This window comes from Bacillus sp. UNCCL81 (assembly GCF_900112535.1).
Classification (GTDB): domain Bacteria; phylum Bacillota; class Bacilli; order Bacillales; family Bacillaceae_G; genus Gottfriedia; species Gottfriedia luciferensis_B.
This window is the reverse complement of record NZ_FOMF01000002.1, coordinates 894,677-914,784: the sequence shown is the minus strand read 5'-3', so window position 1 is coordinate 914,784 and position 20,108 is coordinate 894,677. Positions and strand designations below refer to the sequence as shown.

The 20,108-nt window shown below is 32.0% G+C and carries 20 protein-coding genes and 2 pseudogenes; 18 read left to right on the top strand and 4 right to left on the bottom strand.

Going from position 1 to position 20,108, the window contains the following annotated elements; translation table 11 throughout:
* Positions 1-30: 30 nt before the first annotated feature.
* The 5 genes and pseudogenes from ilvC to leuD all read left to right on the top strand — a co-directional run bounded on the left by ilvC (position 31) and on the right by leuD (position 5,219).
* Positions 31-1,041: a ketol-acid reductoisomerase gene (gene ilvC / locus BM319_RS04500; protein WP_069032491.1), complete on the top strand. Its 1,011-nt coding sequence runs from the start codon at positions 31-33 to the stop codon at positions 1,039-1,041.
* Between the two features lie 3 nt (positions 1,042-1,044).
* Positions 1,045-2,166: pseudogene (locus tag BM319_RS04495) on the top strand (2-isopropylmalate synthase); the annotation flags it as partial.
* A gap of 41 nt (positions 2,167-2,207) precedes the next feature.
* A complete protein-coding gene (gene leuB / locus BM319_RS04490; RefSeq protein WP_069032492.1) occupies positions 2,208-3,275 on the top strand; it encodes a 3-isopropylmalate dehydrogenase in 1,068 nt (355 codons plus the stop codon).
* Positions 3,272-4,666, top strand: a complete 1,395-nt coding sequence (gene leuC / locus BM319_RS04485) for a 3-isopropylmalate dehydratase large subunit (protein WP_069032493.1) — start codon at positions 3,272-3,274, stop codon at positions 4,664-4,666. The genes leuB and leuC overlap by 4 nt, the downstream gene beginning before the upstream one ends.
* Positions 4,644-5,219: a 3-isopropylmalate dehydratase small subunit gene (gene leuD / locus BM319_RS04480; RefSeq protein ID WP_091021406.1), complete on the top strand. Its 576-nt coding sequence runs from the start codon at positions 4,644-4,646 to the stop codon at positions 5,217-5,219. Before leuC ends, leuD begins: the two co-directional genes overlap by 23 nt.
* A gap of 147 nt (positions 5,220-5,366) precedes the next feature.
* Here leuD and BM319_RS04475 read toward each other — a convergent pair whose 3' ends face one another.
* The 3 genes from BM319_RS04475 to BM319_RS04465 all read right to left on the bottom strand — a co-directional run bounded on the left by BM319_RS04475 (position 5,367) and on the right by BM319_RS04465 (position 6,386).
* Positions 5,367-5,729, bottom strand: coding sequence for a barstar family protein (locus tag BM319_RS04475; protein WP_286143679.1), 363 nt, complete (start codon positions 5,727-5,729; stop codon positions 5,367-5,369).
* A gap of 69 nt (positions 5,730-5,798) precedes the next feature.
* Positions 5,799-6,008, bottom strand: a complete 210-nt coding sequence (locus BM319_RS04470; RefSeq protein ID WP_091021405.1) for a hypothetical protein — start codon at positions 6,006-6,008, stop codon at positions 5,799-5,801.
* A gap of 96 nt (positions 6,009-6,104) precedes the next feature.
* The gene (locus tag BM319_RS04465) at positions 6,105-6,386 is read right to left on the bottom strand and encodes a hypothetical protein (protein ID WP_091021404.1); all 282 of its coding nucleotides are present in this window, start codon (positions 6,384-6,386) and stop codon (positions 6,105-6,107) included.
* A 309-nt stretch (positions 6,387-6,695) separates the two neighbouring features.
* On the opposite strand from BM319_RS04465, the gene BM319_RS04460 reads away from it, so the two are divergent.
* The 11 genes and pseudogenes from BM319_RS04460 to BM319_RS04400 all read left to right on the top strand — a co-directional run bounded on the left by BM319_RS04460 (position 6,696) and on the right by BM319_RS04400 (position 16,888).
* Entirely contained in the window at positions 6,696-7,544 is an 849-nt protein-coding gene (locus BM319_RS04460; protein WP_175495551.1) for a DegV family protein, read from the top strand.
* Positions 7,545-8,447: 903 nt separating this feature from the next.
* A complete protein-coding gene (locus BM319_RS04455) occupies positions 8,448-9,452 on the top strand; it encodes a zinc-dependent alcohol dehydrogenase family protein (protein ID WP_091021402.1) in 1,005 nt (334 codons plus the stop codon).
* Positions 9,453-9,639: 187 nt separating this feature from the next.
* Positions 9,640-10,788 carry an acyl-CoA dehydrogenase family protein gene (locus BM319_RS04450; protein ID WP_025568442.1) on the top strand — a complete coding sequence of 383 codons (1,149 nt, stop codon included), beginning with the start codon at positions 9,640-9,642 and terminating at the stop codon, positions 10,786-10,788.
* A 29-nt stretch (positions 10,789-10,817) separates the two neighbouring features.
* Positions 10,818-11,969: a thiolase family protein gene (locus BM319_RS04445; RefSeq protein ID WP_025568443.1), complete on the top strand. Its 1,152-nt coding sequence runs from the start codon at positions 10,818-10,820 to the stop codon at positions 11,967-11,969.
* A 30-nt stretch (positions 11,970-11,999) separates the two neighbouring features.
* Complete coding sequence (locus BM319_RS04440) at positions 12,000-12,770, top strand: 3-hydroxyacyl-CoA dehydrogenase (protein WP_025568444.1); 771 nt, start codon at positions 12,000-12,002, stop codon at positions 12,768-12,770.
* A 200-nt stretch (positions 12,771-12,970) separates the two neighbouring features.
* Positions 12,971-13,399 carry an SMI1/KNR4 family protein gene (locus tag BM319_RS04435; protein WP_025568445.1) on the top strand — a complete coding sequence of 143 codons (429 nt, stop codon included), beginning with the start codon at positions 12,971-12,973 and terminating at the stop codon, positions 13,397-13,399.
* A gap of 171 nt (positions 13,400-13,570) precedes the next feature.
* On the top strand, positions 13,571-13,792 hold the full coding sequence (locus tag BM319_RS04430; protein WP_025568446.1) for a hypothetical protein: 222 nt from the start codon (positions 13,571-13,573) through the stop codon (positions 13,790-13,792).
* 519 nt (positions 13,793-14,311) lie between these two features.
* Positions 14,312-14,617 carry a hypothetical protein gene (locus BM319_RS04420; protein ID WP_091021401.1) on the top strand — a complete coding sequence of 102 codons (306 nt, stop codon included), beginning with the start codon at positions 14,312-14,314 and terminating at the stop codon, positions 14,615-14,617.
* 719 nt (positions 14,618-15,336) lie between these two features.
* A pseudogene (locus BM319_RS04410) lies at positions 15,337-15,762 on the top strand (SRPBCC family protein).
* A gap of 216 nt (positions 15,763-15,978) precedes the next feature.
* Positions 15,979-16,185: a hypothetical protein gene (locus tag BM319_RS04405; protein ID WP_025568451.1), complete on the top strand. Its 207-nt coding sequence runs from the start codon at positions 15,979-15,981 to the stop codon at positions 16,183-16,185.
* A 40-nt stretch (positions 16,186-16,225) separates the two neighbouring features.
* Positions 16,226-16,888 (top strand): DUF4085 family protein, encoded by a 663-nt coding sequence (locus tag BM319_RS04400; RefSeq protein ID WP_025568452.1) that lies wholly within the window; start codon positions 16,226-16,228, stop codon positions 16,886-16,888.
* A gap of 256 nt (positions 16,889-17,144) precedes the next feature.
* On the opposite strand, the gene BM319_RS04395 is transcribed toward BM319_RS04400, so the two are convergent.
* On the bottom strand, positions 17,145-17,987 hold the full coding sequence (locus tag BM319_RS04395) for a hypothetical protein (protein ID WP_069032500.1): 843 nt from the start codon (positions 17,985-17,987) through the stop codon (positions 17,145-17,147).
* Positions 17,988-18,399: 412 nt separating this feature from the next.
* Between BM319_RS04395 and BM319_RS04390 the strand changes: the two genes are divergently transcribed.
* Both BM319_RS04390 and BM319_RS04385 read left to right on the top strand, forming a co-directional pair.
* Positions 18,400-19,425 (top strand): alpha/beta fold hydrolase, encoded by a 1,026-nt coding sequence (locus BM319_RS04390; RefSeq protein WP_091021400.1) that lies wholly within the window; start codon positions 18,400-18,402, stop codon positions 19,423-19,425.
* 35 nt (positions 19,426-19,460) lie between these two features.
* On the top strand, positions 19,461-20,039 hold the full coding sequence (locus tag BM319_RS04385) for a TetR/AcrR family transcriptional regulator (RefSeq protein WP_286143678.1): 579 nt from the start codon (positions 19,461-19,463) through the stop codon (positions 20,037-20,039).
* The last annotated feature ends 69 nt before the right edge of the window (positions 20,040-20,108 follow it).

Here is a 20,108-nt window from a genome sequence, read left to right as displayed (position 1 = left end):
TAAAACTAAAATAATTGGAGGAATTTGAAAATGGCTAAAGTATATTATGGTACAGACGTAAAGGAAAATGTATTAGTAGGGAAAACGATTGCAGTAATTGGTTATGGATCTCAAGGTCACGCACATGCTTTAAATTTACATGAGAATGGTCATAAAGTAGTTGTTGGTTGTCGCCCTGGAAAATCATGGGACGCTGCAGCAAATGACGGACTACATGTAACTACAGTTGCAGAGGCTTCAAAAGCAGCAGACGTAGTAATGATTTTATTACCAGATGAGCATCAACCAACTGTTTATAAAAATGAAATTGAACCGTATCTAGAAAATGGTAATGCGCTTGCGTTTGCACACGGATTTAATGTTCACTTTGATCAAATTGTTCCTCCTGCAAATGTTGATGTATTTTTAGTAGCTCCAAAAGGTCCAGGACATCTTGTTCGACGTACATTTGTCGATGGTGCAGCGGTTCCAGCATTATTTGCTGTTTACCAAGATGTAACAGGGGAAGCAAAAAATGTAGCACTTTCTTATGCTGATGGAATTGGCTCTACTAGAGCAGGTGTTCTTGAAACAACATTTAAAGAGGAAACTGAAACAGATCTATTCGGAGAACAAGCGGTACTATGTGGTGGTGTAACTTCTTTAGTTAAATCAGGATTTGAAACATTAGTAGAAGCAGGTTATCAGCCAGAAGTTGCATACTTTGAGTGTTTACATGAGTTGAAACTAATCGTTGATTTAATGTACGAAGGCGGAATGAGCTATATGAGATACTCAATTTCTGATACTGCACAGTGGGGAGATTTCGTATCTGGTCCTAGAGTAGTAGCGAATGAGTCAAAATTAGCAATGAAAGATATTTTAGCAGAAATCCAAGATGGTACGTTTGCTAAGGGTTGGATTAACGAAAATAAAAATGGTCGTCCAGTATACAACGAAATTAATGAAAGTGAAAAGAAACATCAGTTAGAAGAGGTTGGAGAAAAACTTCGTGCAATGATGCCATTTATCCAAAGAAAAGAAAAGGTCGAGGTGAAATAAAAAATGAGTAAAATTCAGTTTCTTGATACAACATTACGTGATGGCGAACAATCTCCTGGGGTTAATTTAAATCGATTTGAAAAGCTCGAAATTGCAAGACAACTAGAAGCTTTAGGTGTTGATATCATTGAGGCTGGTTTTGCCGCTTCCTCAGAAGGTGACTTTTTAGGTATTCAAGAGATTGCGAGACAGATTCGTTCTGTCTCCGTCTCAAGCCTTTCTCGAGCAAAAGATTCAGATATTAAAACAGCATGGGATGCGTTAAAAAATGCTGCAGAACCGAGACTTCATATTTTTCTAGCAACAAGTGACATTCATATGAAATATAAATTAAACATGACGAGATTAGAAGTTTTGGAAACGGCTAAACATTGTGTGCAGCTTGCAAAATCCTTTTTTCCAAAAGTCCAAATTTCAGCTGAAGATGCCTGTCGTACTGATCGAGCATTTCTTGCCGAATTCGCAGAAACTGCCATTAAAGCAGGGGCTGATGTAATAAATATTCCAGATACTGTCGGTTACACAAGTCCTTCAGAGTACTACGACCTATTTAAATATTTACAAGAAAATGTACCGTCATATCATAAAGCCGTTTTTTCTTGTCACTGTCATGATGATCTAGGAATGGCAGTAGCGAATTCTTTAGCTGCTATACAGGCTGGAGCAACCCAAGTAGAATGCACCGTAAATGGAATTGGGGAAAGAGCAGGAAATGCTGCACTAGAAGAAATAGCCGTTGCACTACATATTAGGGAAGATGTTTACCGGAAAAATTCTAATTTACGATTACATGAAATTACGAAGACAAGTGAACTTGTTAGTCGTCTAACAGGTATGGTTGTCCAGAAGAATAAAGCAATTGTTGGTACAAATGCATTTGCTCATGAATCAGGTATTCATCAAGATGGCGTCCTAAAAGAACCGACAACATATGAAATTATACCCCCTTCATTAATTGGACTATCTACTAATTCATTAGTATTAGGGAAACATTCAGGACGTCATGCTTTTACTGACAAATTAAAAGAACTTGGATTCAACTTTCCAACAGAAATTATAAACAAAGCGTTTATTCAATTTAAAGCTTTGACAGATTCGAAAAAAGAAATTACAGATGCAGATTTATTAAACATTATTAGTAAGTGGAGCAAAAAGGAGGTTCTAAAATGAAATTAAAAATCGCATGTCTTCCAGGAGACGGAATCGGACCAGAAATTATGAGTTCAGCAGTACAGGTATTAGAACAGATTGCAAAATCTTATCAACATGACTTTACTTTTTCAACAAATTTATTCGGAGGTCACGCGATCGATGAAACAGGTACTTCATTACCGAAAGAAACATTAGATAATTGTTTAAATTCGGATGCCGTATTATTGGCAGCAGTAGGTGGACCAAAATGGGATCAAGGTGTTGAACGACCAGAAAGTGGCTTATTAAGATTAAGAAAATCACTTAATTTATATGCAAATATTCGACCAGTCGATGTTTACGATGAACTTGTAAATCATTCTCCGTTAAAATCTGAACAAGTCAGAAATGTAAGCTTTGTCGTCGTTCGAGAATTAACAGGCGGAATTTATTTTTCCGAACCTCGATTCCATAATGAAAATGAAGCAACGGATACTCTTTCCTATACTAGAGAAGAAATTGAACGAATTGTAACGTATGGATTTGAGTTAGCAAAAACTAGAAAAGGTAAACTTACATCAGTTGATAAAGCAAATGTATTAGAATCTAGTAAACTTTGGCGAAAAATTGTAAATGAATTAAGTTCAAACTATCCAGAAGTTGAGGTTGAGCATATTCTTGTTGATGCAGCAGCGATGGAGTTAATTCGAAACCCAAGAAGATTTGATGTAATCGTTACTGAAAATTTATTTGGGGATATTTTAAGCGATGAAGCTTCGATGATTACTGGTTCATTAGGAATGCTACCTTCTGCAAGTAAATCAGGCAAAGGTCCTTCATTATATGAACCAATTCACGGTTCAGCACCAGATATCGCTGGACAAAATAAGGCTAACCCTATAGCAATATTAAGGTCAGTGGCGATGATGCTTCGTGATTTTAACTTAGTTGATGAGGCAAACTCGATTGAAAACGCGATTGTCAATTCAATCAATAATGGCTATTTAACTGGTGACCTAGGTGGTAACAGTTCAACGATTGAATTTACAGAACAAGTAGTAAAGGAATTACAATTTCAAACAGTTGGAGGTACTATTCGATGAAACAAACATTGTTTGATAAACTTTGGCAAAATCATGTTGTAACTGGTGAAGTAGGTAAACCACAGCTTTTGTATATCGATTTACACTTAGTCCATGAGGTAACTTCTCCGCAAGCTTTTGAAGGATTGAGATTATCCAATCGAAAAGTAAGAAGACCAGAATTAACATTTGCGACGATGGATCATAATGTACCAACACAAAATCAATTAGTCATCACTGACTTAATTGCTAAACAACAAATGGATACGTTAAGAAATAATTGTCAAGAGTTCAATATTCCTTTAGCAGATATTACGGATGAGGACCAAGGGATTGTCCACGTAATCGGACCTGAACTAGGGTTAACTCAGCCGGGAAAAACAATTGTCTGTGGAGATAGTCATACATCAACACACGGCGCATTTGGTGCTTTAGCTTTTGGAATTGGAACAAGTGAAGTTGAACATGTTTTAGCAACACAAACTTTATGGCAAGTTAAGCCGAAGTCAATGGGTGTGAAACTTGATGGTAAGCTTCCAAAAGGTGTATATGCGAAAGATATCATTCTTCATTTACTAGCAACTTATGGTGTATCAATGGGAACTGGATTTGTTATTGAGTTTTATGGTGAAGCAATTTCAAATATGTCAATGGAAGAGCGTATGACTTTATGTAATATGGCGATTGAGGGAGGAGCAAAAGCAGGATTAGTTGCTCCAGATCAAAAAACTTTCGATTATTTAAAAGGTCGAAAATATACAGTAAATTCATATGATGAAAAATTAGTAGAATGGAAGAAATTATATACAGAAGAGGGAGCAACATTTGATAAAACAATTGAAGTGGATGTAGCAACCCTTGCACCTTACGTAACTTGGGGAACAAATCCTGGAATGGGCGTAAGAATTGATGAAGCCCTTCCAAAAGCCAAGGATGAGAACTACGAACGAGCTTATGAATATATGGGATTAAAACCAGAAATCACACCGAATGAGATTCCAGTTCAACACGTATTCATCGGTTCATGTACAAATTCTAGATTGTCAGATTTAGAGGAAGCTGCAAATTATCTTAAAGGAAAGAAAGTAAAATCTGATGTCCGTGCATTAGTTGTTCCAGGATCAAAAAAGGTTCGTAATGCAGCAATGGCAAAAGGACTACATAAAGTCTTTATAGAAGCAGGATTTGAATGGAGGGAAGCTGGTTGTTCGATGTGTCTAGCAATGAATCCAGACCAAGTACCAGCTGGAGAACATTGTGCATCTACTTCAAACCGAAATTTTGAAGGAAGACAAGGTAAAGGAGCAAGAACACATTTAGTCAGTCCAGTAATGGCAGCGGCTGCTGCGGTACATGGTCATTTTATTGATATTCGAAAGGAGCAAGCAAATGAAACCGTTACGTACGCATAAAGGCACAACTGTATCAATTATGTTAGATAATATCGACACAGACCAAATTATTCCAAAACAATATTTAAAGCGAATTGAACGAACTGGCTTTGGAGAATTTTTATTCGATGAATGGCGATATCATGATGATCGCTCACCAAATCAATCTTTTTCATTAAATAATGAGGAACGGAAAAATGCTTCAATCTTAATAAGTGGAAATAATTTTGGTTGCGGATCATCTAGAGAACACGCACCTTGGGCATTAAATGATTATGGATTTACAATTATTATTGCTGGTAGCTTCGCAGATATTTTCTACAATAACTGCATAAAAAATGGTATGCTACCGATTGTCTTAAATGATGAGATTCGCTCACAATTATCTACATTAAGTGGGAATCAAGAAATTGAAGTCGATTTAGAAAAACAAGTCGTTAAAACAGTATTTGGTAACTTTGAATTTTCAATCGATCCTGTTTGGAAAGAAAAATTACTAAATGGCTTAGATGATATTGCGATTACGATGAAATATGAAAATGACATTGCAAAATATGAAAAATTACATGCATAACTAAAAAAGGAAGTGTCTTATAAGCATGTATACTTATAAGGCACTTCTTTTTTATCTGAATTCGTGTGAAAACAAGGATTAAATAGGATGGTTAGTTAAGAATATTGAAAGAGCACTGTCTAATTTGAATGTACTTCTAAAAACGAGTTAGTTACATATAAAATTACAGTGCCAATCGGGAAATTCCTGGTTATGTTCAAGAAGGTACTCGATCATAATTTTTGAATCATCTGGTAGTTTTCGCTCTAATTCTGACCAACCAATAAATTGAAGTTTCTTAGGTAACTCAACTTGACATGTAATTATATCCCAAAAGTCGTCCCATTCTTCACAATATGTATCTGGAAATGATAATTTTTCTTTTAATACTTGATGCAATTCATGACTGTTGTTGATTAACGATACATCAATCGTTATACTTTTTTCTTCTGATCTGTTAAATTCTTTTAGAAAATCAGTAAAAAAATTTCTAATGACAAATCGATATCGATAAACTAAATATCCTAACACATTAAATAAAGCAAATAGGATGATCCATCCAGTATTTAATCTTTTATCTCGATAGGTATTTATCGTTGTCTATATAGTGAATAAGGTTAAATAGATTGATAAGCCTACTATTAAAACAAATCCTGCAAATGTACTAAAAGTCCTATGTTTCATTTCGATATACCAATCACTATCTCCATTCCCGCTAGAGAAAAAGTCAGGAACTAACCATTTAGGGGACCATACAATTCTTTTATAATGAAATTCTGGCTCCATGTTTTCAGTATTATAAGAATTCAAATATATTCCTTCATTCTTAATTTTCATCGAACTGAATATGCTTATTTCAGAAATATAATCGGTACTTACTATTAAACTTTTTATATTTTTGATCAATTATGGTGTCATTAATTCCTTGTTTGTTAATTCATCAGCTATTTGAGTAGAAATAATCGATAGTTCTTGTGAATTTTGTTCTTCGTTTATCCAAACGAAAGTAAAAATTAATAAAGATAATATAAGTACAGTAAACGCAATGTAAAGAATCCCTTTTGCACATAATTTTTGATTATTAAACAAATGGCTATTGATTGAGTACATTTCCTTTTCTAAGCCATAAAACTCGTAATCAAGCTTAATCGGTACTTTCTCTAATTTTCCTTCTGCATTTAATTCCACTAGATACCTCCAGAAATTCCATATAATTCCATTTTATCATAAAATTAAATGCGAAATAATTCATAATTTTAGAAATGCTAGACAATTTTTTAAATTATTTTATTGGAATTCACTTTTTATTCATAGAAATTCAGACATACTTATTCAATTAAACTACCATGTTGTAGAACAAGTGAATTTTCAATGTACTTTTCGTAAGATTAATTTTGTCGATAAAATTAACTTAAATGCAAAATAGTCGTTTGAATATTTAGATTATTGTTTAATAAGATTAAAAATACATTATTAATCTAGAGAGAGGTGATCAAATTGAACCTAAAAATAATTGTAGATAGCTCTTCTGATCTTCCATCTGAACTATTGATTAAATACAATATTTCAGTCATTCCATTAAGAGTCTATGACCAATTAGAAAAAGAGTATCTTGACGGAGTAAACCTACAATCACATGAGTTAATGCAAAGAATGAAAAATGGGGAGAACTTTACTTCATCTTTACCTTCTTATGATGCAATTTATCAAACTTTAGCCTCATGTAGTAAAGATCAAAATTGTGTCTATCTTACTTGTTCTGGTGACTTATCTGGTACGTATAATTTTGCACAATTAGTAAAACTAGATATTTTAGAAAACAATCCAAATGCCTCTATTCATATTATCGATACTAGATCAGTATCACTTGGAATTTGCGTATTAGTTATGGAACTAATAGAAGGCTTAAATAATAATGAATCTTTTGAAAATCTAATGAAACAATTAAATCAAAATATAAATAAGATCCAACATATTTTTACGATAGAAGATCTCCAATATTTAATACGTGGCGGTCGTGTTGGTAAGTTTGCCGGATTTTTAGGTGGCATGCTAAATATAAATCCGATTATGGAAGTAAGCGAAGGGAAATTTAAACCACTTGAAAAAGTACGAGGTCGAAAAAAAGCATTAAATCGTATGCTTGAACTAATGAAGACACGGAAAGATGAACTTAGTAAAAATGTTGGAGTTGTATATGGGGTAAAAGATGATTCCACCGAACAATTTATTAAACAATTAAAGGATCTAATTGGTAGTGAACAGATTATAGAAAACTCAGTTGGTTCAGCAGTCGGCGTTCACACGGGTCCTAGTGCAATAGGAATCTTTTTTCTTGCTAATTAAGAAATTCGTTTCGACTCTCAAGTGGTGAGAGTTTTTTTGTTTCGTAAAACTTTCAAATTTAAAATATATGGATATAACAAAAAAAGTTTAATAGGAAATAATAACACATTTCTATTGTTTATAAAGAGACATGTTTATTGATGATAAAACAAGTTTTGACAAAGTGATTTGTAAAAATATTAGAAAACCTGTCATTTTTAAATAGAAAATCACTGCTATTTTAAATACAGTAGATTATTCCTGTGGAAATTAATTTTAGTAGGATAGAAGTTTAAGTTACTACTATTTCAATAGAAAGAATGTATGAAAAACTAAGGTAATCACATTCTGTAATTAAGGACTATTGGTGGATGGTCGTTTTTAACAACTGCAAATAAAAACATCAAAAGTGCAAACAAAATCACCTAATCTGCAATTAAAATTGTTAAAACTGTAAACAAATTATCTGAAACTGCAATTAAGATACTCCAATCTATATGCAACGTTCAAAATATGCTTAAAATCTAGCGAATCTTCTATAAAAAGCTTTCAATTAATACAAAAAAAGAATTACTTTGGAAATAAAGTGCAGTTTTTAATGAATATCGATCTATTAAGTTTCCTCACTCTAACAAAGGCATTTAATAGGAATTTCACGTACCGAATTGAATTGAATAAAAATACATAACTATTAGATAAAGAAAAACAGAAACAAAAATCTATTAAAATCTAGAACCCTACCCTAAAAACTCATAAACTAAAACACCTAAATCTCATAATCCACTTCATACTATCCCTCACAATCATTCCTTGCTAATCATTTTACTAAACCGTATTTAACTTTTTTGGTAAAATAAAAATTGAGTAGTATTTATTAATCGTCTTTTTACATATTTAATTTCGTTCGAGAATAGGAGTGAGTAAATGAAAGCTTATATTTTAAGAGACACTAAAGGGCCAGAGTCACTAAAATTTGAAAATGTTGAGATTGGTGATGTTCATCCGAATGAAGTTGTGATTAAGTTAAAGGCAGCATCGTTAAACAGACGTGACTTTTTTATAACGCACGGTATGTATCCAGGGATGAAATTGGACGGGATTTTAGGATCTGATGGTGCTGGAGTTATTGAAGCTATCGGTGAAGAAGTAACAGGATTTTCTGTAGGTGATGAAGTAATCATGAACCCGAGCTTAAACTGGGGGGATCGTGATGATATCAATTCTGATGAATTCACTGTACTTGGAATGCCTTCTAATGGTACATTTGCTGAATTTATTAAACTACCAGTTGAAAATATTTATAAAAAACCTTCGTACTTGTCATGGGAAGAGGCTGCAGCAATACCCTTAGCTGCACTTACTGCATATAGAGCATTAATTACACGTGGTCAATTACAAAAGAATGATACAGTATTGATTCCAGGTATTGGTAGTGGAGTAGCATTATATGCATTACAAATGGCTGTTGCATTCGGTTCAAAAGTTCTAGTTACATCGAGTAGCAATGAAAAAATTGAAAAGGCAATTGAAATGGGTGCGACTGCTGGTTTTAATTACCGAGAAAATGATTGGTATAAAAAACTTCGTAAAGAATTTGGATTTGTAAACCTTACGATCGATGGAGTTGGTGGTGAATCATTTAATCGATTAATTGATTTGACTGCTCAAGGTGGAAGAATCGTATCATTCGGTGCGACAAATGGACCAGTTCCTCAAACAGTCTTGCCAAAAGTATTCTTTAAAAATATGGATATTAGAGGGACTACCATGGGAAGTCCAAGAGAGTTTGAACAAATGTTGGCATTTTTTGAAGAACATAAAATTAAACCAATCATTGATCAATCTTTTGAATTTACGGATGTCATTAGTGCATTACAACGAATGGGTGAAGGAAATAATTTTGGTAAAATTACCGTTAAAATTGGTTAATTTGAATTGTTTTTTACAAGTTTGTCTTCAATCAAAAGAACTGAATTATTCAGTTCTTTTTTTTTTGCTCCTTGATAAATTACAATTAACATCATATGATTATTACAAATGTAATATTTAAAAAATTTAGTATTTTGAGTATTGTAAGCGTTTTATTAAAGTGATTAATTATTTTGGGGGGCTTATTATGAAACATTCTTACTTAACTAGAGAACATGAAATCTTCCGCACGGCTCTTAGAAAGTTCTTACAAAAAGAAGCTGTACCATTTTATGAAGAGTGGGAGCAAAACAGAATAATACCTAGAGAATTCTGGGATAAATTAGGAAATGAAGGATTTTTGTGTCCTTATGTTGACGAAAAATATGGTGGGTTAGGTGTAGATTTTGGCTATTCAGTCATAATTATAGAGGAACTTGAGAAAGTTGGTTCAAGTTTAGTTGGTGTAGCATTACACAATGATATAGTTGTACCTTATTTGACTGCTTATGCAAATGAAGAGCAAAAAATGGAATGGTTACCTAAATGTATTTCAGGTGAATATATTAGCGCAGTTGCGATGACTGAACCAGGTGCTGGATCAGATCTAGCAAATATTAAAACAACTGCAGTAAAAGAAGGGGATTACTATATTGTTAATGGTGAAAAAACGTTTATCACGAATGGTATTCTTTCAGACCTTATCATCATTGCAGTTAAAACTGATACGACAATTCGACCTGCTCATAAAGGAATAAGCTTACTAGTTGTCGAAAAAGATACAGTTGGGTTTTCTAGAGGAAAAAAATTAAATAAAGTAGGACTTCATAGCCAAGATACAGCTGAATTAATTTTCCAAGATGCTAAAGTGCCTGTAAAGAATTTATTAGGAGAAGAAGGAAAAGGCTTCTATTACTTAATGGAAAAATTACAGCAAGAAAGATTAGTAGTTGCTTTAGAAGCATTAGTTTCAGCTGAAGAAATGTTGAAAGTGACAACTGAATATGTAAAAAGTAGAAAAGCATTTGGAAAATCAATTGCTGGATTCCAAAATACTCAATTTAAACTTGTAGAATTGGCAACTGAAATTGAAATTGGCCGTACTTTCATTGAGGACTTAATTTATAAGCATATGGAAGGCATAAATGTTGTTAAGCAAGTATCGATGGCAAAATGGTGGATTACAGATTTAGGTAAAAAAGTAGCTTCAGAGTGTCTTCAATTGCATGGTGGTTATGGATATATGGAAGAATACGAGATTGCTAGACGTTTCAGAGATATTCAAATCATGTCAATTTACGCAGGTACAAATGAAATCATGAAGACAATTATTGCAAAACAAATGGGATTAAATTAATCCAGACTTAAAATTGGAGGATCAAATTTATGAGAGAAGTAGTTATTGTTGATGCTTTAAGAACACCAATAGGTAAAAGAGGCGGCAGCTTTAGCGAAACAAGACCTGATGACTTAGCTGCAATTGTACTAAAGGAATTAGTAAGTCGAAATGAATTTGATCCTAAAGAAATAGATGATGTGATTATGGGCTGTGTTACTCAGATTGGTGAACAGGCTGGTGATATTGGTAGAGTTGCTGCTTTATTAGCAGGTCTACCAATTGAAGTGCCTGGTGTTACAATTGACCGTCAATGTGGATCAAGTCAACAATCTGTCCATTTTGCATCACAAGCCATTTTAAGTGGAGATATGGACATTGTCATTGCAGCTGGTGTTGAAAGTATGACACGTGTACCAATGTTTTCGAACTTAAAAGGATCAAAATGGAATGAAAAACTAACGAATATGTTTGGTGAATTTAACCAAGGGATCTCAGCAGAACGTATTAATGAAAAGTGGAATATCAGTCGAAGTGAGCAAGATGAATTTGCTTATAATAGCCATCAAAAAGCATTAAAAGCAATGAAACAAGGCTATTTTGAAGACGAAATTGTTGCAGTTTCTGTTACGAATCAAGAAGGTGAGCTTGTTAAAGTTACAAAAGATGAAGGACCGAGAGAAAACTCTTCTATTGAGAAATTATCTTCTTTAAAGCCAGCATTTACTGAAGCAGGTTCCGTTACTGCTGGAAATGCAAGCCAAATTAGTGATGGTGCTGCAGGTCTACTTTTAATGAGCAAAGAAAAAGCTCAACAATTAGGATTTAAGCCAAAGTTTCGAATTATTGGGAGAACGGTAGTAGGATCTGACCCTCAATTAATGTTAACAGGGCCAATTCAAGCAACTCAAAAAGTTTTACATAAATGTGGTTTAACAATCGATCAAATCGATTTGTTTGAAATAAATGAAGCATTTGCTGCAGTTCCTTTAGCATGGCAAAAAGAATTAAATGTACCATTTGAAAAACTAAATATATTCGGTGGAGCGATCGCATTAGGTCACCCACTTGGTGCTAGTGGTGCAAGGGTGATGGTTACATTATGTAATGCTTTAGAGAAAACAGGCTCACGTTTTGGATTACAAGCGATCTGTGAAGGCCATGGTATGGCAAATGCAACGATTATTGAGAGATTAAATTAATAACCAACAACAAACTGGGGGATTTAAAAAATGAATATTCGTGATAGTATAGCAATCGTAACAGGTGGAGCTTCAGGACTAGGTGCAGGTACAGTTAGAATGATCGTAGAAAACGGTGGAAAAGCTGCTATTTTCGATTTAAATGAAGAAAGAGCTGCTAGCCTAATTTCTGAATTAGGTGAAGAAAATGTTTGTTTTGAAAAAACAGATGTTTCTTCAGAGGAGAGCGTAAAAAATTCAATTAGTAATGTTTTAACTAAATATGGTTCATTTAATACAGTAGTAAACTGCGCAGGTATTGTATTAGCTGAAAAAGTAATTAAAAGAGACGGAATTCATTCATTAGAATCTTTCCAAAAAATCATTAATGTAAACTTAGTTGGTACATTTAACGTTATTCGTTTAGCAGCTGAGCAAATGATTAATAATGAACCTAATGAATTTGGTGAAAGAGGTGTTATTATTAACACCGCTTCAGTAGCAGCATTTGATGGCCAAATGGGACAAGCAGCTTACGGTGCATCAAAAAGTGCAGTAGCTGGAATGACATTACCAATCGCTAGGGATTTATCAAGATACGGCATCAGAGTGATGAGCATTGCTCCTGGAATATTTGAAACGCCAATGTTTGATGTATTACCAGAAAAAGCTAGAGAATCATTAGGAAATATGGTTCCATTCCCATCACGTCTTGGTAAGCCTTCAGAATACGCACACTTAGCGAAAAGCATTGTTGAAAATCCAATGTTAAATGGTGAAGTGATCCGTTTAGACGGTGCAATTCGTATGCAACCAAAATAAGAGGTATATGAGAGGCAGGAAGAGCAAGTTAACTTGTTCTCCTGCTTTTTTTGTAAATGGATGTAGTTGTATTAAAAGTTCATTAGTTCAATATCATATGCAGTTAAATATTTATAGCTTTTTTTATTATTTTAAAAGGAAAATTCAGAGAATTAGTAATTATATATAAATGATTAAATTGTATAGGAGGTATGTAATATATGTGGAAAGAATTATTAAAAAATATATCTGAAGAGGCTGAATTTAATGAGCCAGCTACTCAAAATCAAATAGAAGAAATTCAAGCGAAATTCAATATTCAACTACCAAACGAACTAATAAATTTTCTAAAAGAAACTAATGGTATTGATGTTGCAGGGGTAAGAATATGGTCTGCAAAAGAAATAATTGAAGAAAATGTTGATCGAAGAACTGACGAGATCTTTAAGGATACGTATATGCCTTTCGACTGTTTATTATTTTTTGGTGATGCAGGTAATGGTGACTTATTCGGTTTCTCTATTGTAAATGGAGACATTCAAAGTAATAATATATTCGTTTGGAATCATGAGGACGATAGTCGTACATGGATTGCTCCTTATTTTGAGGAATTCTTAGTATGGTGGAGTGAAGGAACAATAAGTATTTAATTGAACTAACACTTGTGAAAATCAAAAACTACTAAAAGCGGCTTTTTTATTTTAAGAAACTGGCAGATAAGATGCATTAGGAAGTGAATTTTTCATGAGTCTTTTGATTGATTACCATTTTTTTACTTTATGATAAAATTAAAATTACATATACATATAGGAGAAATAAACATGAAAAATCCAGTCAGTGCTATGTACATAATATTTGGTCTATTAATTGTAACGCTAACTTATTTTAATAATTTTGTTGGACCTGTTATACTGAGAGGCTTTGGTTGGATCTTATTCGTTGTAGGAATTCTTAATATGTTTTCAACCTATTTCAATTCAATTCAACTTCCTTTAACTGATTTATTTAATACAGAAGAAAATGAAAAAAATGAAAGAAATTGATACTAACTTTCATAATATCTAAATAATTTTCTTATAAAACTTACACAGTGTATTAGTTGAACAACCTAAAGCTGCTTCGGTAGCTTTTTTCTATTCCAGCAAATAGCAGTTTAATGGCAAAAGGAAAGTGTTAATAAATCTTAAAATGTTAATTAATGGGGGAGAGTTTCATGCTTTTTTATAAATTACTTTCTATTTCATTGATGGGGTTAGGAATTTATTTAATGTTTATTTCACTATTCGCATCAAGATTCAAAATTGAATCATATACTCCCTATGGATCACAAATACTTATTCCTATATTTCAAAAGTTTAATATTGTTTGGAAAAGAATTATTTTATTTGTAATAGCATTATTTTTTGCCTTAATTAATTTTTATGTATTTTTGAAAATATGAACAGTGTAATTTCATATGAGTATTTTTTTACGTTTACACTTATTGAACTTATGGATAACTTTACTTGGATTTGTAGTTTAATAAGTAAACATCGAATAGTAACATTTGAGGTGTTGAGAAAATGTCTTTATTTAAGAAGTATGGAAAATGGATTTCTAAAAAAAATCCTAGACGACATGATTTAGCTGAATTACTGCTAGGGATAATTTTTGTACCAGCGATTATCGCTGGAATAGAATTAATTTATCACAGGTATTCTTCTTTTTGGTTTATGTTATTCTGTTTTTTATTTATAAATTTATATCTATTATCTGATAACTTAATTACGAGAATCATGGGTAGATTTAACGTGAAAATTTCAAAATGGATGCATCCTGTTATTCCATGGATTTTGGTGTGCGTTTATTTTATTTTAAATGGTTTTTAATTTTAGAATATTATCGATTTTCATTAGTGAGTTAACTTATACAACTAAAACATGCTTAAGTTGAAGATCATAATCTGCTTTTTTGCACAAAATATCCTGAATTCCCCCAAATTATAGGTTGATATAATTATCTTAAAATATTTGAAGGTCGAAAAAAATGAATAAAAATATAACCCTTTTATTAAGTATGGTGATGACACTCATTACTGCATTTATCCCTACAAACCCCCAAAAATTACCATATTACCATTGGTTTTCTACTAAAGCAATGCGATATTCTATTTTACTTTTATTTTGGAAAAACGACTCATAAGAGTCGTTTTTAAATTTACTTTTTATTATAAAAAAGGTCTGGTTTCCCACAATTTGGACACTCATATAAATAATGTTCTTGAATTTCACTACTAATATTTGAATTTTCATCATTACTGGAAACACTTGAATTACAATTTGGACAATTTATGCTTGATTTGGGGGATTTGTTTTTTTGATGATCCATCTTCATCCATCCTTTCTTTTTCCTGATAAATCTTTTATATATTACCCATTAAATTATATATCTTATTAAATAAATTAAACCTGTTTTGGCAGTGTAATAAACATTCAAGAGAAACTAAACAAATGAATAGATAGAATAATTTTTTGAAATCGTATAAAATATGGTAGCCACAAATATTGATTACTTCAAAATAAATTGGAATCAAGAGAGGCGGTATTGAATGGAAACATCTAATAAGGTAACAGTAAAAGTAACTATTAAAGTGTCGATTGAAAAAGTATGGGAATTTTGGACAGAACCCGAACATATTAAAAAATGGAATAGTCCTTCAGACGACTGACATACACCAATTGCAGTAAATGACTTACGTGTTGGTGGAGAATTCTGTTCAAGAATGGAAGCAAAAGATGGCAGTTTTGGATTCGACTTTGGTGGGATTTATGATGAAGTAAAAAAATATGAGGTTATTGCATATACTCTAGGTGATGGAAGAAAGGTTATTATCACATTTAGTAATAAAGAAAACGAAACAGAAGTCATTGAAACATTCGATCCTGAAACAGCTAATCCAGTTGATTTTCAACAACAAGGATGGCAAGCAATTCTAGATAATTTTAAAAAATATGCGGAACAAACAAACCTATAAGAATATACAGAGAATGATGATTTTGTATCATTATCTTTTTTTGATTATAAAGCTAATATTTACACCAAAAATAGAAAGTTTTAACCAAAAGATTAGTTGGATATAAGTATCTTAAATGATATGTAAAAAAGCAAAAATCCCCCAAATTACAAAGCTAGGAATATTAGATAAAATAAACTTAGAAATTATAATGATTATTTTATTAGGAGTGTCTGAATGACAAGGATTTGTATTCACTGTAAATCTGAAATGATAGAAAATTGTAATATAAAAGTTGAAAGTATGTATGGTCATGAAATTAAGATTTATCAAAAAGGGAAAAGATCTTTGAACAATATTTCTGTAAGCCCTAAAGCAGCTGTTTGTCCAAATTGTGGCTATGTCGAATTATATATTGATGAATTTAATAAATTTAGAAAGTAGAATTTTCATGAGGCTTCTCAGCGAAATGGAGTTCAAACAAATGAAGTATTATTCAAAAGACTGGTATCACAAAATGCAAGTTTATGGTTTCTTGTTGTCCTTTCCAGAAACAAAAGTAGAATGGGATAAATCTATTAAGCGTTTTAAAGCGAATGGAAGCGATTATATTCAAAGCCGTAAAGAAGAATTAGAAATTATAAAAAAAGATTTACTTAAATTTCTCCCTGAGTCCCTCCATTCATATATTAATGATGGAACATTGATATCAATGTTTCCATCAGAAAAACTTAGAAAAATGATTAATCGTTGGAAGGACGAATACATCAAGAATATGGAGGATCTGGATAAAGAATATCTAATAAACTATAACTCGAGTAAAGATTTACTTCCATTAAACATTGTAAAATTAAATGAGATTTCATTACATGATTCAAATGTAAAATCTTTTGAAAAACCTACTAAAGAGACATTTGTAATCAACTTAGATTGTGAAGGTGGATTTAATGATTTTTCTGAAATCACACTCACTTTTAATGGAGTTAAAGAAATAAGTATGCCTGAGAATATTAAAGGTGGTTTTTGGCTTTACGATGAAGTTTATCCATCAAATCCAGGTTTTGAATTTCATGTCCTATTCGACATTCCGTTTATCGAATTTAAGATTGTAGCTGAAGATATCGTAGTTGAAGGTAAGAATATTTAAAAAGAGTTGGTAAAATCGAAGTACAGAAAATTTGTAATTAGTAAGTAAAAATAGGGAAAAACGTGGTTAAACAATAAATAGTGAAGTTTTTAGATGGTATATCCAATATGGGATTATTTGTTGAGATATTTCTATATTTAGATCAGTTTTCAATATTATAGTAATGTATAAAAGTACTGAGTAAGGATTTGATATGCATTCAGTCGATTAGAAGGGCTACTACTATGGTAGCCCTATTAAATGTTAAAAGACAGTACTAGTTAATGCTAGAAAACAAAGGATCCATATTCACTTTCCAAGGAGAAATAGGTGAAGTTCTCACCAATGTAAACGAAAGTTTAGTCCTAATTCGACCCCTATTTTTTATAAAAAGATTAACCTCAACTGGGATTTCAGTTTCTAATGAAAATGCCCCTGATTTCTTTATTTGAGGCAAAGTCCACTGTATTGCTTCTATTTTTTTTATTTTCTTAAGATCCTTTTTAATATTTTTTTGATTACTTATGGCAATTTTTTTAACCAAGCCTTTATCTTGGTTTTTAATAGAAACGAACAATACATTTAGCAGTTGGGAAGGTGGTAAGTTGTTCATATATTCATTAATCTTTCCAGCAGCTTTAAGGATCATCACATGATGAGATAAGTCTGCTTTACCTGTCCGATGTGTCGTGCTTCCCATAAAATGAATGCAGAAATGACCACAGAAACCGTTTGGAAGCGAACCTGCACCATGTGGCATTCCGTGCATGGACGCAGGGATTAGGTTTTCATCAGCTAAAATTAATACAGCCCTTCTTTTCCAACTCCAGTTCCCATCATATATTTCCTTCATGATCCTTGTATCTTCTCTTGTTAATGGCTGAACATCTGCATGCCTACTACCAGCTCTTCTTTGTACATTAAAGCTCTTACCAGTTTCCACATCTATAACAGTGAACAACGAGTATTTTGGGATTATTTTGTTAACAGCTTCCCAATCCTGAATTTCTATTTGAAAGCTAATTGGAGTGTATACAGGTTCGTTTGTCTTAGCGTAAGTAAAATCTGCAAAGCAAATTAATGAAAGGGACAAGATTACAATAAAAAAAACTTTTTTCACAGCTATAAATCAACTCCGATTTTTAGTAATTGATAATATCTATTTTGTGTTATTTTTTAGAAAAAAAAGCTAATAAAAATTTGGAAATATAAGATGATTAGTTTTTTTAGTACTTTACTCATACATCAATAGATACTATTTAAAAATTCTTATTGAACTAAGGAATTACTTAGTTGTACAACTCGACCGACTTTTTATTAAAAATTTTTGGAACGAAATTTCAGTTAAGGAAAATAAACAAACATAATTGGACTAACTAATAAATATCTTAAAGTAAATATGGGATTAAATGGAAAATTGATGTTTTCCGACATTGTTATATCCCCTAAGTAGAATTGACAGACTAAGATGCATAATATATTATGAGTGAGTAACTCACTCATTAAAAGATATTAGAAAGGAAAAACTCTAAATGACAAAATCCAATATTTTACCCGATATCTTTTTTCGTAAATTTAATCAAAGAAAAAATGAAAAGAAGTTAGAAATTAATACTGAATATATGATTAATGAAGAAAAGTATGTAACTATTGGGGGGATTGATCAATGGATTACAATCCGTGGAGAAGATAGAAGAAACCCTGTTCTATTATTAATTCATGGCGGTCCTGCTTCAACTTATACTATTTTTAGTTCTTTAATCCGTCCTTGGGAAAGGCATTTTACGATTGTTCAATGGGATCAGCGAGGTGCAGGAAAAACGTTTAAAAGGAATGGGAAAGAAGGCTGTGGTAAAATTACATTAAACCAGTTGGCAGAAGATGGAATTGAATTAAGGAGTCTAATTTGTGATGAACTTAAGAAAGATAAAATTATTTTGGTTGGAAGTTCCGTCGGTAGTCTAATTGCTACATTAATGATAAAGAAAAGGCCAAATCTCTTTTATGCGTATGTAGGGACTGATCAAAACTGTTATGATTATGAAAATATTGCATATCAATTGGCCATTGATGCCTTGTCTGATACAGGGAATACGAGTGGACTGAAGAAATTTAAAGAACTAGGCCCAGATCAAACAAATTGGACACAAAAAGATTATGATAAAAGAAATCAGATTTTAGTAAAATCTATAAAAAATGTTCCTAATATGGTCATGGACCTTATCTTACCTTCAATGCTTTCATCACCACAACATAATATGAACGATCTATTCGATATTTTTAAAGGGATGAAATTTTCAGGGGAGCAATTATTTAACGAACTAATGAATTTTAATTATGGAAGGTTAGGTACAGTATTTTCAATTCCTTTCTTTATTTTTCAAGGAGACAATGATATTATTACCCCTACGAAAAATGCAGAACGATTTTTGCAAGAAATCGAAGCGCCTTTAAAAGAGTTTATTTATATAAATAATGCTGGACATTTAGCTTGCTTTGCAAGACCCGACCAGTTTTTAAATGAATTGATAAATAGAGTGAAACCATTAGCAATGTAATTAAGGAAGAATGTATAAAAATTGGAGTGAGTAAGTTGTTACCAAAAGATAATATTCAACAAACTGATCGAAAGGTGCTTATAAAACAATCAGCATTGAAAATTTTTGCTTTGAATGGTTATAAAAATACGAAAACAAGTGTCATTGCAACTGAAGCAAATGTTAGTGAAGGTTTAATTTTTCGCCATTTTCAATCAAAGGCAGAGTTGTTTTTTCAAATTATTGAAGGTTTAATGATTGAGTCTCAAAATGAGTTAAGTTCATTGCAGTTTTTCCAAGGAACTCCTTACGAACTATTAGAATTATTAACTGAAAAAATGTTAGACGAAAATCATAAATATGCATTTATGATTATCCAACAAGCGAGGAAAAACACCGAGGTACCAGAAAAAGTGACTGAATTATTATCAAAATATTCACCTGATTATTTAATTGATTTACTAATACCAATTTTTATAAAAGGACAAGAGAGTGGCGAATTCATAAAGGAAGATCCACGTAAAATATTAGTATGGTATTTCAATGTGATAAATAGTTTAACTATTCAAGATCTGGTTGATAATAAATTTGGTTTACCTACTACTGCTTTCTTGATGAAAATGTTAAAGGCTTAATTGGTATTTGGTGATTGAAATAAAAATTCTCAGTAATAAGAGTAGTTAAAGGTTGTCTCATTAGACAGC

Coding starts and splice junctions, on each gene's coding strand:
- BM319_RS04430 (WP_025568446.1), top strand. CDS start 13,571: ATGAAAAATCCAGTCAGTGCTATGTACATAATATTTGGTCTATTAATT.
- leuD (WP_091021406.1), top strand. CDS start 4,644: ATGAAACCGTTACGTACGCATAAAGGCACAACTGTATCAATTATGTTA.
- BM319_RS04435 (WP_025568445.1), top strand. CDS start 12,971: ATGTGGAAAGAATTATTAAAAAATATATCTGAAGAGGCTGAATTTAAT.
- BM319_RS04450 (WP_025568442.1), top strand. CDS start 9,640: ATGAAACATTCTTACTTAACTAGAGAACATGAAATCTTCCGCACGGCT.
- leuC (WP_069032493.1), top strand. CDS start 3,272: ATGAAACAAACATTGTTTGATAAACTTTGGCAAAATCATGTTGTAACT.
- BM319_RS04400 (WP_025568452.1), top strand. CDS start 16,226: ATGAAGTATTATTCAAAAGACTGGTATCACAAAATGCAAGTTTATGGT.
- BM319_RS04440 (WP_025568444.1), top strand. CDS start 12,000: ATGAATATTCGTGATAGTATAGCAATCGTAACAGGTGGAGCTTCAGGA.
- BM319_RS04390 (WP_091021400.1), top strand. CDS start 18,400: ATGACAAAATCCAATATTTTACCCGATATCTTTTTTCGTAAATTTAAT.
- BM319_RS04445 (WP_025568443.1), top strand. CDS start 10,818: ATGAGAGAAGTAGTTATTGTTGATGCTTTAAGAACACCAATAGGTAAA.
- leuB (WP_069032492.1), top strand. CDS start 2,208: ATGAAATTAAAAATCGCATGTCTTCCAGGAGACGGAATCGGACCAGAA.
- BM319_RS04405 (WP_025568451.1), top strand. CDS start 15,979: ATGACAAGGATTTGTATTCACTGTAAATCTGAAATGATAGAAAATTGT.
- BM319_RS04420 (WP_091021401.1), top strand. CDS start 14,312: ATGTCTTTATTTAAGAAGTATGGAAAATGGATTTCTAAAAAAAATCCT.
- ilvC (WP_069032491.1), top strand. CDS start 31: ATGGCTAAAGTATATTATGGTACAGACGTAAAGGAAAATGTATTAGTA.
- BM319_RS04455 (WP_091021402.1), top strand. CDS start 8,448: ATGAAAGCTTATATTTTAAGAGACACTAAAGGGCCAGAGTCACTAAAA.